The sequence below is a fragment of the Streptomyces zhihengii genome, from assembly GCF_016919245.1.
GTDB lineage: Bacteria > Actinomycetota > Actinomycetes > Streptomycetales > Streptomycetaceae > Streptomyces > Streptomyces zhihengii.
In genome coordinates, this window is the sequence record NZ_JAFEJA010000001.1 from 3219390 (window position 1) to 3232953 (window position 13564).

Annotated in this window: 16 protein-coding genes; 6 read left to right on the plus strand and 10 right to left on the minus strand. The window is 72.6% G+C overall.

The window, feature by feature from the left end:
* Nucleotides 1-60 precede the first annotated feature (60 nt).
* Nucleotides 61-471, plus strand: coding sequence for a peptidoglycan-binding domain-containing protein (locus JE024_RS13225; protein WP_205373785.1), 411 nt, complete (start codon nt 61-63; stop codon nt 469-471).
* 104 nt (nt 472-575) lie between these two features.
* Here the strand turns inward: JE024_RS13225 and argG are convergent, their stop codons facing one another.
* The 6 genes from argG to JE024_RS13255 all read right to left on the minus strand — a co-directional run bounded on the left by argG (nt 576) and on the right by JE024_RS13255 (nt 4309).
* Nucleotides 576-2024, minus strand: a complete 1449-nt coding sequence (gene argG, locus JE024_RS13230) for an argininosuccinate synthase (protein ID WP_205373786.1) — start codon at nt 2022-2024, stop codon at nt 576-578.
* Nucleotides 2025-2232: 208 nt separating this feature from the next.
* Nucleotides 2233-2928, minus strand: coding sequence for a 4a-hydroxytetrahydrobiopterin dehydratase family protein (locus tag JE024_RS13235; RefSeq protein ID WP_244882822.1), 696 nt, complete (start codon nt 2926-2928; stop codon nt 2233-2235).
* A complete protein-coding gene (locus JE024_RS13240) occupies nt 2921-3097 on the minus strand; it encodes a DUF397 domain-containing protein (protein WP_205376525.1) in 177 nt (58 codons plus the stop codon). The genes JE024_RS13235 and JE024_RS13240 overlap by 8 nt, the downstream gene beginning before the upstream one ends.
* Nucleotides 3098-3102: 5 nt before the next feature.
* Entirely contained in the window at nt 3103-3288 is a 186-nt protein-coding gene (locus tag JE024_RS13245; protein WP_205373787.1) for a DUF397 domain-containing protein, read from the minus strand.
* On the minus strand, nt 3285-3491 hold the full coding sequence (locus JE024_RS13250) for a DUF397 domain-containing protein (protein ID WP_205373788.1): 207 nt from the start codon (nt 3489-3491) through the stop codon (nt 3285-3287). The genes JE024_RS13245 and JE024_RS13250 overlap by 4 nt, the downstream gene beginning before the upstream one ends.
* Nucleotides 3488-4309, minus strand: coding sequence for a helix-turn-helix domain-containing protein (locus JE024_RS13255; protein WP_372449865.1), 822 nt, complete (start codon nt 4307-4309; stop codon nt 3488-3490). Before JE024_RS13255 ends, JE024_RS13250 begins: the two co-directional genes overlap by 4 nt.
* A 142-nt stretch (nt 4310-4451) precedes the next feature.
* Here JE024_RS13255 and JE024_RS13260 point away from each other — a divergent pair, with 142 nt between their 5' ends.
* The 3 genes from JE024_RS13260 (at nt 4452) to JE024_RS13270 (ending at nt 8972) form a co-directional block, all read left to right on the plus strand.
* Nucleotides 4452-4892 carry an ATP-binding protein gene (locus tag JE024_RS13260; protein ID WP_372449801.1) on the plus strand — a complete coding sequence of 147 codons (441 nt, stop codon included), beginning with the start codon at nt 4452-4454 and terminating at the stop codon, nt 4890-4892.
* A 148-nt stretch (nt 4893-5040) separates the two neighbouring features.
* Nucleotides 5041-8244 (plus strand): tetratricopeptide repeat protein, encoded by a 3204-nt coding sequence (locus tag JE024_RS13265; RefSeq protein ID WP_205373790.1) that lies wholly within the window; start codon nt 5041-5043, stop codon nt 8242-8244.
* Nucleotides 8245-8324: 80 nt separating this feature from the next.
* Nucleotides 8325-8972 carry a hypothetical protein gene (locus JE024_RS13270; RefSeq protein WP_205373791.1) on the plus strand — a complete coding sequence of 216 codons (648 nt, stop codon included), beginning with the start codon at nt 8325-8327 and terminating at the stop codon, nt 8970-8972.
* Nucleotides 8973-9116: 144 nt separating this feature from the next.
* Here JE024_RS13270 and JE024_RS13275 read toward each other — a convergent pair whose 3' ends face one another.
* Together JE024_RS13275 and mca are read right to left on the minus strand one after the other, a co-directional pair.
* On the minus strand, nt 9117-9359 hold the full coding sequence (locus JE024_RS13275) for a hypothetical protein (protein WP_205373792.1): 243 nt from the start codon (nt 9357-9359) through the stop codon (nt 9117-9119).
* The gene (gene mca, locus JE024_RS13280) at nt 9352-10233 is read right to left on the minus strand and encodes a mycothiol conjugate amidase Mca (RefSeq protein ID WP_205373793.1); all 882 of its coding nucleotides are present in this window, start codon (nt 10231-10233) and stop codon (nt 9352-9354) included. The genes JE024_RS13275 and mca overlap by 8 nt, the downstream gene beginning before the upstream one ends.
* A 97-nt stretch (nt 10234-10330) precedes the next feature.
* Between mca and JE024_RS13285 the strand changes: the two genes are divergently transcribed.
* Together JE024_RS13285 and greA are read left to right on the plus strand one after the other, a co-directional pair.
* Complete coding sequence (locus JE024_RS13285) at nt 10331-10738, plus strand: DUF4307 domain-containing protein (protein ID WP_205373794.1); 408 nt, start codon at nt 10331-10333, stop codon at nt 10736-10738.
* Between the two features lie 216 nt (nt 10739-10954).
* Nucleotides 10955-11455: a transcription elongation factor GreA gene (gene greA, locus JE024_RS13290; protein WP_205373795.1), complete on the plus strand. Its 501-nt coding sequence runs from the start codon at nt 10955-10957 to the stop codon at nt 11453-11455.
* A 72-nt stretch (nt 11456-11527) separates the two neighbouring features.
* Here greA and JE024_RS13295 read toward each other — a convergent pair whose 3' ends face one another.
* Together JE024_RS13295 and JE024_RS13300 are read right to left on the minus strand one after the other, a co-directional pair.
* Nucleotides 11528-12388, minus strand: coding sequence for an ABC transporter permease (locus tag JE024_RS13295; RefSeq protein ID WP_205373796.1), 861 nt, complete (start codon nt 12386-12388; stop codon nt 11528-11530).
* Nucleotides 12385-13401, minus strand: a complete 1017-nt coding sequence (locus tag JE024_RS13300; protein WP_205373797.1) for an ATP-binding cassette domain-containing protein — start codon at nt 13399-13401, stop codon at nt 12385-12387. The genes JE024_RS13295 and JE024_RS13300 overlap by 4 nt, the downstream gene beginning before the upstream one ends.
* Nucleotides 13402-13564: the final 163 nt, after the last annotated feature.

The window sequence follows — 13564 nt, forward strand, 5'->3', positions numbered from 1 at the left end:
CCGGACGTGAGAGCTCCGGAGCAGCGAGGCCTGACTCATCAATCACTGGAGGAGCACACCATGCTGGATGTCATGGCATACAGACGGATCGTCGGGATCGGTATCGCCGCGCTCGTCGTACTGAGCGGATCCGTCATCAGCAACGTCGGCACTGCCCATGCGGCAACGTACTCATGCCATATCCACATAGACGACCGCGGCTACGTCTCCGCCGGCCACTATGTCGGAACAACCGTCCAGCCCTCCTCGACCTCGGTCACGGAGGCCGGCAAGGAGGCCCAGTGCCTGCTGAAGTACTACGGCCACAACCCGGGCACCGTCGACGGTATCTTCGGCTCGAATTCGCAGACCGCGGCAAAGAAGGCGCAGCGGATCGCCAACGACAAATGTGACGCGGGCCTCGCCGTGGACGGCAAGGTCGGTCCGAAGACGTGGCCGGCCCTGCGATTCGAGTACTGCGTTACGCCCTGAGCCGAGGCAGGCAGAGGACACACGGACCGGGCCCGCACGAGCGGTCCCGGTCCGTGCCACCACCGCCCGGCCGGCGGGCGGTGGTGGTTCCTCCTGGACGGTGCTCAGTCGGTGCCGAACTCCATGGCGGCGCGGTCGAGCAGTTCGTCGTCCTCGGCGACCTCGCCGCGCGACGCGATGGCCTCGGCGCCGCCCTCCGGCATGGCGCCGATGAGGCCGGTCGACGCGGCCTGCGCGGCGCCGACGAGCGCGGCCTGGCCGGAGCCGACCATGCCGAGGCCCGCGTACTGCTCCAGCCGGGCGCGCGAGTCGGCGATGTCGAGGTTGCGCATGGTGAGCTGGCCGATCCGGTCGACCGGGCCGAACGCCGAGTCCTCGGTGCGCTCCATGGACAGCTTGTCCGGGTGGTAGCTGAAGGCCGGGCCCTTGGTGTCGAGGACCGAGTAGTCCTCGCCGCGCCGCAGCCGCACCGTGACCTCGCCGGTGACGGCGGAGCCGACCCAGCGCTGGAGCGACTCGCGCACCATCAGCGCCTGCGGGTCGAGCCACCGGCCCTCGTACATCAGCCGGCCGAGGCGACGGCCCTCGTTGTGGTACTGGGCGAGGGTGTCCTCGTTGTGGACGGCGTTGACGAGGCGCTCGTAGACCAGGTGCAGCAGGGCCATGCCGGGGGCCTCGTAGATGCCGCGGCTCTTGGCCTCGATGATCCGGTTCTCGATCTGGTCGGACATGCCCAGGCCGTGTCGGCCGCCGATCGCGTTGGCCTCCATGACGAGGTCGACCGGGGAGGCGAACTCCTTGCCGTTGATCGTGACCGGGCGGCCCCGGTCGAAGCCGATCGTCACGTCCTCGGCGGGGATCTCGACCGCCGGGTCCCAGAACCGCACGCCCATGATCGGCTCGACGGTCTCGACACCGGTGTCCAGGTGCTCCAGGGTCTTCGCCTCGTGGGTGGCGCCCCAGATGTTGGCGTCGGTGGAGTACGCCTTCTCGGCACTGTCGCGGTACGGCAGGCCGTGGGCGACCAGCCACTCCGACATCTCCTTGCGGCCGCCGAGCTCGGTGACGAAGTCCGCGTCGAGCCAGGGCTTGTAGATCCGCAGGTGGGGGTTGGCCAGCAGGCCGTAGCGGTAGAACCGCTCGATGTCGTTGCCCTTGAAGGTGGACCCGTCGCCCCAGATCTGGACGTCGTCCTCCAGCATGGCGCGGACCAGCATGGTGCCGGTCACGGCGCGGCCGAGGGGCGTCGTGTTGAAGTAGGCACGGCCGCCGGAGCGGATGTGGAAGGCGCCGCAGGCGAGCGCGGCGAGACCCTCCTCGACCAGGGCGGCGCGGCAGTCGACCAGGCGGGCGATCTCGGCACCGTAGGCCGTCGCACGGCCGGGCACCGAGGCGATGTCGGGCTCGTCGTACTGGCCGATGTCGGCGGTGTAGGTGCAGGGGACGGCACCCTTGTCGCGCATCCACGCGACAGCGACCGACGTGTCGAGGCCGCCGGAGAAGGCGATGCCGACGCGCTCGCCGGTGGGCAGTGAGGTGAGAACCTTGGACATGGCAAAAGTATGCATCAGAATGCATTCTCATGCACGCGAATCCGCGTGATCGTCCGCATCGGCACGGGTGACCTTGCCCACGCTCCGAGCGGTGACGGGCGGACCGCCCGGCGTGACGGCGCCCCGGGCAACCGACGTCGATGCCCACGGACGGCTCCCGCCCCGGACCTGCGCGAGTCACGCCGACGACCGGGCCGCCGCTCCTCCGTCAGCCTTCGCGGCCCTGCCAGGTGGTCACGCAGACCTCGTTGCCCTCCGCGTCGGCCAGCACCGTGAACGCCGGGGCGCGGTCCTCGGACACCAGACGGCCCCCGGCCGCGAGCGCGGCCGCGATCCTGGCGTCCGCCTCGTCGTGGGGCACGCACACGTCGAAGTGGATCCGGTTGCGCTGCGGGCGCGGGGCGTCCATCTGCTGGAACCAGACCGCCGGGCCCTGCCCGAGGGGATCGACGACCGCGTCCGCCTGGCCGTCGGCCTCCGCCTCGTCCGCGTAGCCGAGCACGGCCTTCCAGAACGGGCGGACGGCCGGAATGTCGAGCGCGTCGATCGCGATCTCCACGAGCTGCACCGACCGGGGCGCCTCCCCCCGGCCGGGCTCCGTCCGCAGCCCGGCCGCACCGAGCGCGGCGCTGATCCGGTGCGCCAGTTCCGCGTCCCGGCCGGTCACGGCGGCGGCCCGCACCGACTGGAGCGCCAGCACGGCCTGCCCGGGCCGGACGTCGGCCACGAGGTGCCCGTCGGCGTCGGCCCCGCACGCCTCCACGGCGATGCGCACGGCCTCGGCGGCGCGGCCGACGGTGGCCACGGGCACGGCGGTCCGCAGCGTCCCCAGCAGATACCGCCACCCGAGATCCCCGACCGCGTCGGACGCGGCCTGCCGGCTCAGCGGCTCCCCGTCACTCACCGGCACCCGCCACGAACTCGGCCCAGGCGCCCCGCCCGAGGGTGAGCGCGGGTCGCGAAGTGTCCTTGGAGTCCCGGACGTGGACGACGGAGGGGGTGGCGGCGACCTCGACGCAGTCGGAACCGGGCTCCCCGCTGCTGTAGCTGCTCTTGAACCAGGCCGGCTCCATGGCGGTCACCTCTCCCCAACCCCCGCCACGAACACGGCCCAGGCACCACGCCCGAGGGCGAGCGCGGGTCGCGAAGTGTCCTTCGAGTCACGCACATGGACGGCGGAGCGGTCGGCGGCGACCTCGACGCAGTCGGAGTCGACCTCGCCGGTGCTGTAGCTGCTCTTGAACCAGACCAGGTCTCGCGTCATGCCGGTCGCCTCTCCCCGACACCGGCCACGAACCCCGCCCAGGCGCCCCGCCCGAGAGTGAGCGAGGGGAGGGATGTGTCCTTCGAGTCCCGAACGTGGACGGCGGAGCGGTCGGCGGCGACCTCGACACAACTGGAGTCCGGCTCACTGCTGCTGTGGCTGCTCTTGAACCAGCGCAGATCTCCTGCGCCTGTGTCGGTCATGTCTCCCCCAGCAGTTTCTCGATGAAGGTCAGGGACTCATGCGGAGTCAGCGCCTGTGCCCGGATGATTCCATACTGGATTTCGAGCGGCTGTACGTCCTGCGGGTGGGAGACGAGGCGCGAGAACCGCTGTACGTCCACATGGCCGACCGTCGCCCCACTGGTCAGCTTGAGGAGTTGGAAGGGACCCGCCATGCCCGCGTGGTCGGCCCGGTCGGTCGGCATGACTTGGATCTCCACATGCCGGAGCCCACCGACCTCCAGCAGCCGTTCGAGCTGCCGGCGCCACACCGTCCGCCCGCCCAGGGGGCGCCGCAACGTCGCCTCCTCCTGGACGAAGCTGACGATCGGCGCCAAGGATCCGCCGAGCACGGCCTGCCGGGCCAGGCGCGCCATGACGCCCTGCTCCACCACCTCGTCGCTCAGCACCGGACGGCGCATCCGGAACAACGCGCGGGCGTGTTCCTCCGTCTGCAGAAGACCGTGCACATTGTGGCTCTCGTACGCCCCCAACTCCACAGCCTCCGCCTCCAGTCGGGCCAGATCCCGCACCTTCTTCGGGTACCGCGCCTCCGCGACGTCACGCTTCATCGCGGCGATGATCCCCCCGGCCTCCAGCACCTCGTCCGCCTTGTCGAGGAACTCGGGCTTCGGGACGCGGCGCCCCCGTTCGACGGAGGACACCTGCTCCTCGCCGTACCCGATGGCCGCGCCCAGCTCGCTCTGACGCAGCCCGGCGCGCTCGCGCCATGCCTTGATCTGGCGGCCGACGGCCTTCAGCACGGCGGCGGACTCGTCGTCGGCTCCATGCGGATTCATGTCGTCCATGCGCACGGCCCCTCACAGCTCGGCGGTCGTCCGGCGTACGCGGCCGGACAGCCGCCGGCCCGTCCCGGACAGAAGCCGCACGTCCCGGCTGCGGCCCTGTTCAGCGTATGCACGCTCGACCACGCTGAGTGACGTGAACCAGGAAATCACCCGAACCGGCGGATCCGCCGCCGACCTCGCCCCCGCCCCGGTCCGGCAGGTCACCGTCATGCTCTCCGCGACCCGCAGGGGCGCCCGGCTCGCGCGGCGGCTCACCGTCGCCCATCTCGCCGACTGGGGGCGGCCGCACGGAGCCGCCGAGCAGATCGTGGCCGAGTTCGCCGCCAACGCCGTCACCCATGGGCTCGTCCCGGGGCGGGACTTCCGCCTCGGCCTGACGCTGCGCGCGGACGGCTCCGTGCGCGTCGAGGTGACGGACGCGCGGGGCGACCGCCTTCCCGTCGCCGCCGTACCGGGCGCGGGCGCGGAGTCGGGCCGGGGGCTGCTGCTCGTGGCGGCGCTGGCGGACCGGTGGGGCGTCACCCCCGGGCCCGTGCCGTGCAAGACGGTGTGGGCGGCGATCGGGACACCCTGACCGGCTCCCGCCCCGCTCCCGCCCCGACACCGACCCGGGTACGCACCGGAACCCCTCGCACTTCCTCCCCCGGAGGGCGACACTTGACGGCGCGACAGATGGGTAGGGCACACGGGACCGGGCTCTTCCCGGGGGACGGGGGACGCAGATGCGGGACAGCCATCGGGCCGAAGCGGAACGGCTGTTGGGCCGGGCCGTGGAGGAGGAGGTGCGGCGCAGCGGCGGGCGGACCGACGGCCAGTTGCTGCTGTCCCGTGCCCGTGCCGAGCTCGACGCCCTGGCCGCGAGCGCGGGCGAGGAGTACGCGGCGTACGAGCAGGCGCTCGACGAGGCCGAGGCCGGTGCGCTGCCCCTGTCCGAGCGGTTCTCCCGGCGGCACGTCGGCACCCCTGCCCTGGTGACCGCCGTCGCCGCCGCGGCGGCCGTCGGCGCCGACATGGCGCTCGGCACGGCGACCGGGACGGCGCTCGGCGCGGGCGCGGTCGTCGCTGTCGCGGGGGCCGCGACCACGGTGGCGAAGGTGACGGCCTCGCACTGGCCGGCCGCGCACCGCAGGGCGGGAGCGGCCGGACAGCCGGGCGGGCCCGAGCAGTTGCGGCTCCAGTGGCTGACCGCCCTGGAGGTGCGGGGCATCCGGCCGTACCTGGACCAGCAGCGGATGCTGTCCACGACGGCCCGGCCCGCGAAGAAGACGGTGCCCGCGCCGCGGCTGCGCGGCGCGGACCGCAGCGCGGCCGCCCGCCGCAGGTCGGTGCTGGAGCAGTCGTTCGGCCATCTGCCCGAGCCGCAGGGGCCGTTCGCGGGCCGCCGTGAGCATCTGACGCGGATCGCGCAGTGGGTGCACGCGGCCCGCGCGTCCACGGAGACCAAGCCCACGCTGGTGGTCCTGCACGGGGACCCCGGCTCGGGGCGCACCACGCTGGCGGTGCGCGCCGCGCACCATCTGAAGGACCAGTTCCGCGGCGCCTGCGTGGTGGACCTGCGCGGCGAGAGCGGCCGGCCGCTGTCCACCCGGGACGCGCTGCTGCACCTGCTGAACCGGCTCGGCGCACCGCGGGAGCAGCTGCTGTTCCGGGAGCGGTCGTCGCCGGAGCAGCAGGTGCGGCGGCTCGGCGAGCTGTACCACCAGCATCTGACCGGTCTGCCGGTCACCGTCGTGCTCGACGACGCGGCCGACCCGGAGCAGGTGCGCACCCTGCTGCCGGAGCGCTCCGACTCCCTGGTGCTGGTCACGGCGCGCCGCCCGATCGCGCTGCCCGCCGACCTCCCGGCGTGGGTGCACGAGCTGCCGGTCGAGGCGCTCGACGCGGCCGGCGCGGAGGAACTGCTGCGCGAGACGGCGGGCGCCGCGGGCGCCGGCCCGGGGCCGTACGACGCCCAGTCCTCGGACCGGGTGCGGGAGCTGTGCGGCGGGCTGCCGCTCGCCCTGCGGGTCGCGGGCTCCTCGCTCGCCGTCCGCGGCGCCGACCGCCTCGCGGCCGACCTCGCCGCCTACGGCCCGGTGGAACCGGTGGAGCGCGCCCTGTGGCTGCGCTACACCGACCAGCCGGACCAGGCACGGCGGCTGCTGCGCCGCCTCGCGCTCGCGGGGCGCGCCTCGCTCGGCGCGGCCGCCGCGGCGGCGCTGCTGGGGGCCGACGAGCAGGAGGCGCAGCGGCTGCTGACGGTGCTGGCCGACGCCGGTCTCGTCGAGCGGGTGCGGGCCAGCCGCTACCGGCTGCACGACGCCGTGCGGGCCTTCGCCCTGGCGCGGCTGCTGGACGAGGAGGACGCGGACGACCGCACGGCCGCGCAGGAGCGGCTGATCGAGAACTACGCGGATCTCGCCGGTGCGGTGATCCGCATGGTCGACGGGAAGATGTCGACGCGGGCGGGGAACTTCGGCGCGCACGGCTTCCCGTCGCTGGACGCGGCGCTGCGCTGGCTGGACGACGAGTCCAGCTTCATCACGTCGGCCCTGCGGCACGCGGACGGCGTGAACCAGCAGGCGGTGCTCGGGCTGCTGGGCGCGCTGTGCGACTACTGCCTGCTGCGCGGCGACCTGTACCGACTGGGCGAGATCAGCGAGCTGACGCAGGCGGTGGACCAGGGGCTGCTGGAACGCTCGGTGCGGTGGCGCACCGGTATCGCGGCGCGCCAGCTCGGCGAGCTGGACACGGCGCGCACCACGCTGTCGTCGGTGGTCGGCCTCTACCGCGAGGCGCAGCACGACGCGGGTGCGGCGCTGGCGCTCTGCTCGCTCGGCATCACGCTGCACCACCAGGGCAACCTGACGGAGGCGGCGGCCAGGCTGAACGAGGCGATCTCGCTCCAGTCGTCGCCGGAGCAGGCCGAGGACCGGGCGTGGTCGCTGCACGCGCTGGCCGCCGTCGAGCGGGACCGGGCGAATCTCGCGGAGGCGCTGCGGCTGCTGGAGACGGCGCTGCGGCTCCACCGCGAGGGCGAGTCGCTGCACGGCGAGGCGTGGACGCGGTTCCAGTGGGGGCAGGTGTGCCTGCGGATGGGCGACGTGCCGGGCGCGGAGGACGCGCTGCGCGCGGCGCTGGACCTGTACGGGCGGACCCAGGACGCCCGCGGCGAGGCGTGGGCCGGCACCCAGCTCGCGCGGGCCCGGCTGGTCGGCGGGGACGCGTCCGAAGCGGTCGAGCAGCTCCGGCCCGCACTCGCCCGCCACCGGGAGAACGAGGACGCCCGCGGCGAGGCGTGGACGCTGTACTACCTCGGGCAGGCGCTGGAGGAGGAGGGCCGCCGCGACGAGGCGGTCCGGGAGCTGGAGCGGGCCCGCACGATGTTCTCGCGGATGCGGGACGTGTACGGCCTGGCGTGCGCCCGCCACCACTCGGGGCGGGTCACCCGCGACCAGCGCGCCGCGCAGACGGGCAACCTGCTCAACTCCGGCTTCGCCCGGCAGCTCCTGATGGACGCCCGCGCCGACTTCGCGCGGATCAAGGTGGCGCACGGCGAGGCGTGGACCTGCCTGGAGCTGGCCATGATCGACGCCGGCAACAAGCGGGCCCCGCAGGCGCTGGCGCTGTGCGACGAGGCGGCCGAGCTCTTCGCGTCGTACGAGGACCGCCGCGGCGGCGACTGGGCGGCGTTCCTGCGCTGCACGCTGCTGCCGTACGCCTCGCCGGGCGGGACGGAGGTCGGCTCGGTGGTGGCCCAGGAGGAGCTGTCGCGTCTGATGTCGGCCCGGCACCCGTCGCGCGACCCCAAGCTGGAGGACTGCGCCGAGGCCCTGCGCCTCGTACTGGAGCGCGGTGTCCGCCTGGAGGACGGCTGGCAGGCATGGGACCTGGGCCTGGTCCCGGGCCGTCACGCCCGCGAGGTGATGGGGGTCCCGGTGAAGTGACGGGGCCGCACCCCGTGCCCGGCCGGTGCGGGGCGGACCCGCCGCCGCGGCGGCCCGGGCGCGGCCTCTAAGGTCCCCGCATGGAACTCAACCTCGTCGGCCGCGCCCCCGAGGGGCTGTCCCGGCGTGCCCGGTCCCTGCTGGGCGGGCACTGCGTCCGGGTGGAGGTCACCCCCGTCGAGAGCAACCGGGCCTGGTGGCTGGAGCGCGGGATCCCGGCGGAGCAGATCGACCGCATGGCGGCGTTCCAGGACCGGTGGGGCGGGCTGCTGCTGCCGCCCTCCCAGCAGTACGAGGGCGGGCCGAAGTACTTCGACCCGGACGTGCCGGAGGAGGACGCCGACGGCTGGTGGTTCGGGGCGGGGATGCAGCGGGCGTCGGTGGACTTCTCGTTCATGATCGGCCCCGACGACTCGTTCGGGATCCATGCGCGGCGCTGGACGCCGCTGCACGCCTCGGTCGACGGCTGGGTCGAGTCCGTGGCGCTCGCGTACCACGCGCGGATGTGGTCCCGGTCGGTCACCAGGGTGACCGGCGACGACGTGGACGCCCTCCCGCTGGCCGACTGCGACGCCGTGCCGGAGGTCCGCGGCCTGGCCGACACCTGGTGGCGCGGCGAGGACCTCCTCGTCGCCCTCCACACCGGCGAGGCCCTCTGCCGCGACGCCCCCGACGCCCGCACCGCCTACGTCTACTCGGGCCTCGACACGTGGGGCCTGGACGTGTAGGGGCTGCGCCGGTCCGTCAGGCGGGCCGGTGCTCAGGGCCCCGGCGTCGCGCGGCGGGCGGGGGGGGGGGCGGGGGGGGGGGGGGGGGGGGGCCCCCCCCCGGGGGGGGGTGGGGGGGGACGGCCGCACACGGCGAGACGTCCGTCAGGCCGAGCCGCCCGCCGCCTGCTTGCGCGGGGCGGTCGTCTCCGGCTCGGGCTCCTCCTCGAAGTTCACCCGGCCCATGTGGCGGTTCATGGACTTCATCAGGAGCCACACGCCGACCGCCAGCGCCGCGAAGACGAGGAAGCCCAGGACACCGGGGGTGACCTTGTTCTCGTCGAGCTCCTTGGCCAGGGTGGCGACGTGCGTCATTGCGAGGTTTGCGCTAGCGCTCATATCAGGCATTGTCGCGGATGCCCGCGAAGAGGTCGTGCTCGGGGAGGGAGGTATCGACGAGCGACTTGGCGAGCTCGTACTCCTCCGTCGGCCAGACCTCCTTCTGGACCGCCATCGGCACCCGGAACCAGCCGCCGTCCGGGTCGATCTGCGTGGCGTGGGCGATCAGCGCCCTGTCGCGCGTCTCGAAGAAGTCCGCGCACGGGACGAAGGTGGTCAGCGTCCGCTCGGCGCGCTCGAACTCCTTCCAGCGCTCCAGCCACTCCCCGTAGGGGGACTCCAGGCCGCGCTCCAGCAGCGCCTCGTGGAGGGCGACCGTGCGCGGGCGGTTGAAGCCCTGGTTGTAGTACAGCTTCTGCGGCTGGTACGCCTCGCCGTACTCGGACTCCGGGAACTTCTCGGCGTCCGCGCTGCCCTCGAAGGCCACCATCGTGATCTTGTGGGTCATGATGTGGTCGGGGTGCGGGTAGCCGCCGTTCTCGTCGTAGGTGGTGACGACCTGGGGCCGGAACGCGCGGATCTTGCGCACCAGCTCGCCCGCCGCCTTGTCGAGGTCCTCCAGGGCGAAGCAGCCCTCGGGGAGCGGGGGCAGCGGGTCGCCCTCCGGCAGTCCGGAGTCGACGAAGCCGAGCCACTCCTGGGAGACGCCCAGGATCGCGCGTGCCTCGTCCATCTCCTTCCGGCGGACCTCGTGGATGTTGGCCTCGATGGAGGCGTCACCCTGGAGCTTCGGATTGAGGATGGAGCCGCGCTCGCCCCCCGTGCAGGTCACGACCAGCACGTCCACCCCCTCGGACACATACTTCGCCATCGTGGCCGCGCCCTTGCTCGACTCGTCGTCGGGGTGCGCGTGCACGGCCATCAGTCGCAGCTGCTCAGTCAAGACTCGATCCTCAGTGATTCGTCGCGTCGTGCGCTCTCTATAGTGACCGAACCGGGGGACGGAAAATTCCTGTCCCCGGGACCTGGAGGGATCGATCATGGCTGCTGTGCGCGAGGAGCTTCCGCAGGGGCGTTACGGCCGCTCGGCGGACGAGCGCGCGGACCGTCGGCTGAAGATCCTCGGAGCCGTGCTCGGCACCGGCATGATCGCCATGACGGGCTGGTTCGGCTACGACTACATCGCAGGTCAGACCATCAGCGCCGAGGTCATCAAGTTCGACGTCGTCGACGGCGCCCGCGAGGTCCAGGTGCACCTGGAGGTGCGCAAGGACGCCGGCGCCACCGGTACGTGCACCGTGCGGGCGCTCGCGGAGGACGGCGCCGAGGTCGGGCGGCTGGACGCGCGGATCGACGACGCGGGCACCGACCGGATCGACCGGGTCGTGACGATCCGCACCACCCGCGAGGCGACCGCCGCGGAGCTGAAGGGCTGCACGGCCGCCTGAGACCGGCCCCGGGGGTCCCGGGGCCCGCCGGCCGGAGGTTCTTCCTCCGGCTGTTCCCCAGGGATCTGTGCTGACCTGGGGAATCCTTGATCCGGACACGTATGTCCTCCCCCTTTCGCCCCGAAATTGTTAGGCTCGTGGTTTCGCCCACCCAGGAAGGACAATCCTTCTGGGTAGGGCGTTGCTTTGTATTCCCAGTACCTACGAGGAGCACCTGTGACCCAGACCAGCGAGAACGTCACCTGGCTCACCCAGGAGGCGTACAACCAGCTCAAGGCCGAGCTGGAGTACCTGTCTGGTCCCGCGCGCACCGAGATCGCGAAGAAGATCGAGGCGGCGCGCGAGGAGGGCGACCTGCGGGAGAACGGCGGGTACCACGCGGCCAAGGAGGAGCAGGGCAAGCAGGAGCTCCGTGTGCGCCAGCTGACCCAGCTCCTCGACAGCGCGAAGGTCGGCGAGGCCCCCGCGGACGACGGCATCGTCGAGCCCGGCATGGTCGTGACGATCGCCTTCGACGGCGACGAGGACGACACCCTGACCTTCCTGATGGCGTCGCGCGAGTACGCCAGCTCGGACATCGAGACGTACTCGCCGCAGTCGCCGCTCGGTGTCGGCGTCAACGGCAAGAAGGTCGGCGACGACGCCGAGTACGAGCTGCCCAACGGCAACCGCGCCATGGTGCGGATCCTCGCCGCCAAGCCGTACGCCGCCGCCTGACGCGGCCCGGACGACAGCGAGCCCCCGCGGCGCCGCAAGGCGGCCGCGGGGGCTCTGTCGTGTGCCGGCCGGTCAGGCGGTGGCGGAGCGGTACTTGCGCACCGCGAGGGTGCGGAAGACCACGACGATCAGCACCGACCAGAGCACGGACGCGAGGACCGGGTTCTGCATCGGCCAGGCGTCCGGCACCGGATAGCCGGGCGGCAGGTTGCCGAACAGCTCCCGGGCGGCCTGCACGGTCGCGCTGAAGGGGTTCCAGTTGGCGATGGTCTGCAGGAACGACGGCATGTTCTCCGACGGCACGAACGCGTTGGACACGAACGTCAGCGGGAAGAGCCAGATCAGGCCGCCGGAGGTGGCCGCCTCCGGGGTGCGGACCGACAGGCCGATGAGCGCGCCGATCCAGGAGAAGGCGTAGCCGAGCAGGAGCAGCAGGGCGAAGCCGCCGAGCACGCTGAAGAAGCCCTCGTGGGTGCGCCAGCCGACGAGCAGCGCCACCAGTGCCAGCACCACCAGGGTCAGCGTGGTCTGCACGAGGTCGGCCAGGGTGCGCCCGGTCAGCACCGCGCCGCGCGCCATGGGCAGCGAGCGGAAGCGGTCGATGAGGCCCTTGTGCATGTCGTCGGCGATGCCCGCGCCCGCGCCGGCCGTGGCGAAGGTGACGGTCTGCGCGAAGATGCCCGCCATCAGGAACTCGCGGTAGCCCTCGGCGCTGACGCCGGAGCCGGGCACGCTGATCGAGCCGCCGAAGACGTAGCTGAAGAGCACCACGAACATCACGGGCTGGATGATCCCGAAGATGATCATCTCGGGGATCCGGCTCATCCGGATCAGGTTGCGCCGGGCGACCACCAGCGAGTCGTTGACCGACTGCACGATGCCGCCGCGCGGCCTGGGGGCGACGACCTTGACCGCCTCCGCTGTGCTGCTCACTTCGCGCTCTCCTTCCGGGACTTCCCGCCGCGCCCGTCGTCCTCGGCGCCGTCGGACTCGCCCTCCGCCGCGGCCTCGGCCGCATGCCCGGTGAGGGAGATGAACACGTCGTCGAGGGTCGGGCGGCGCAGGCCGATGTCGTCGATCTCCACGCCCCGGGTGTCGAGGTCGCGGATGACCTCGGCCAGCAGCTTGGCGCCGCCGGTGACCGGAACGGTGAGCTTGCGGGTGTGCTCGGCGACGGTGACCTCGCCCTTGCCGTAGCCGGCGAGCACCTCGCGGGCGGGCGTGATCTGCTCCCGCTCGTGCACCACGACCTCCACCCGCTCGCCGCCGGTGCGGGCCTTGAGCTGGTCGGATGTGCCGCGGGCGATGACCTTGCCGTGGTCGACGACGCAGATGTCGTCGGCAAGGTGGTCGGCCTCCTCCAGGTACTGCGTGGTGAGCAGCAACGTCGTGCCGCCGCCCACGAGTTCCTGGATGACCTCCCACAACTGCTGGCGGTTGCGCGGGTCGAGACCGGTGGTCGGCTCGTCCATGAACATCACCGGCGGGGAGACCACCAGGGCGGCGGCGAGGTCGAGCCGGCGCCGCATGCCGCCGGAGTACGTCTTGGCGGGGCGGTCGGCCGCGTCGGCGAGGTTGAAGCGCTCCAGGAGCTGGGCCGCGCGGGCCTTCGCGTCGCGGGAGGTCATCTGGTAGAGCTGGCCGACCATCCGCAGGTTCTCACGACCCGTCAGATACTCGTCCACGGCGGCGAACTGGCCGGACAGACCGATCGACCTGCGCACCTCGTTGGGGTGCTTGAGCACGTCGATGCCGGCGACGACGGCGGAGCCGCTGTCGGGCTGGAGCAGGGTGGTCAGCACACGCACGGTGGTGGTCTTGCCGGCGCCGTTGGGGCCGAGAAGTCCGAGGACCGTGCCTTCGGGGACGTCGAGATCGACGCCGTCCAGAGCCCTGACGTCACCGAACGTCTTCACCAGACCTTCGGCGTAGATGGCGCCTGGCATAGGGGGTCTCCCAGGGAGCGGGGTGGATGGATCGCGTACGCGAAAGAGTAGAGAGGCGGGTGAGTCGGCGCCCCCGGGATCGCGGACCGGAGGCCGTGCCCGGCAGGTCCGAACCATAACGCGATGTATCGCGTTACTCAAGCGGTTCGGGCCGGTCCGCGCA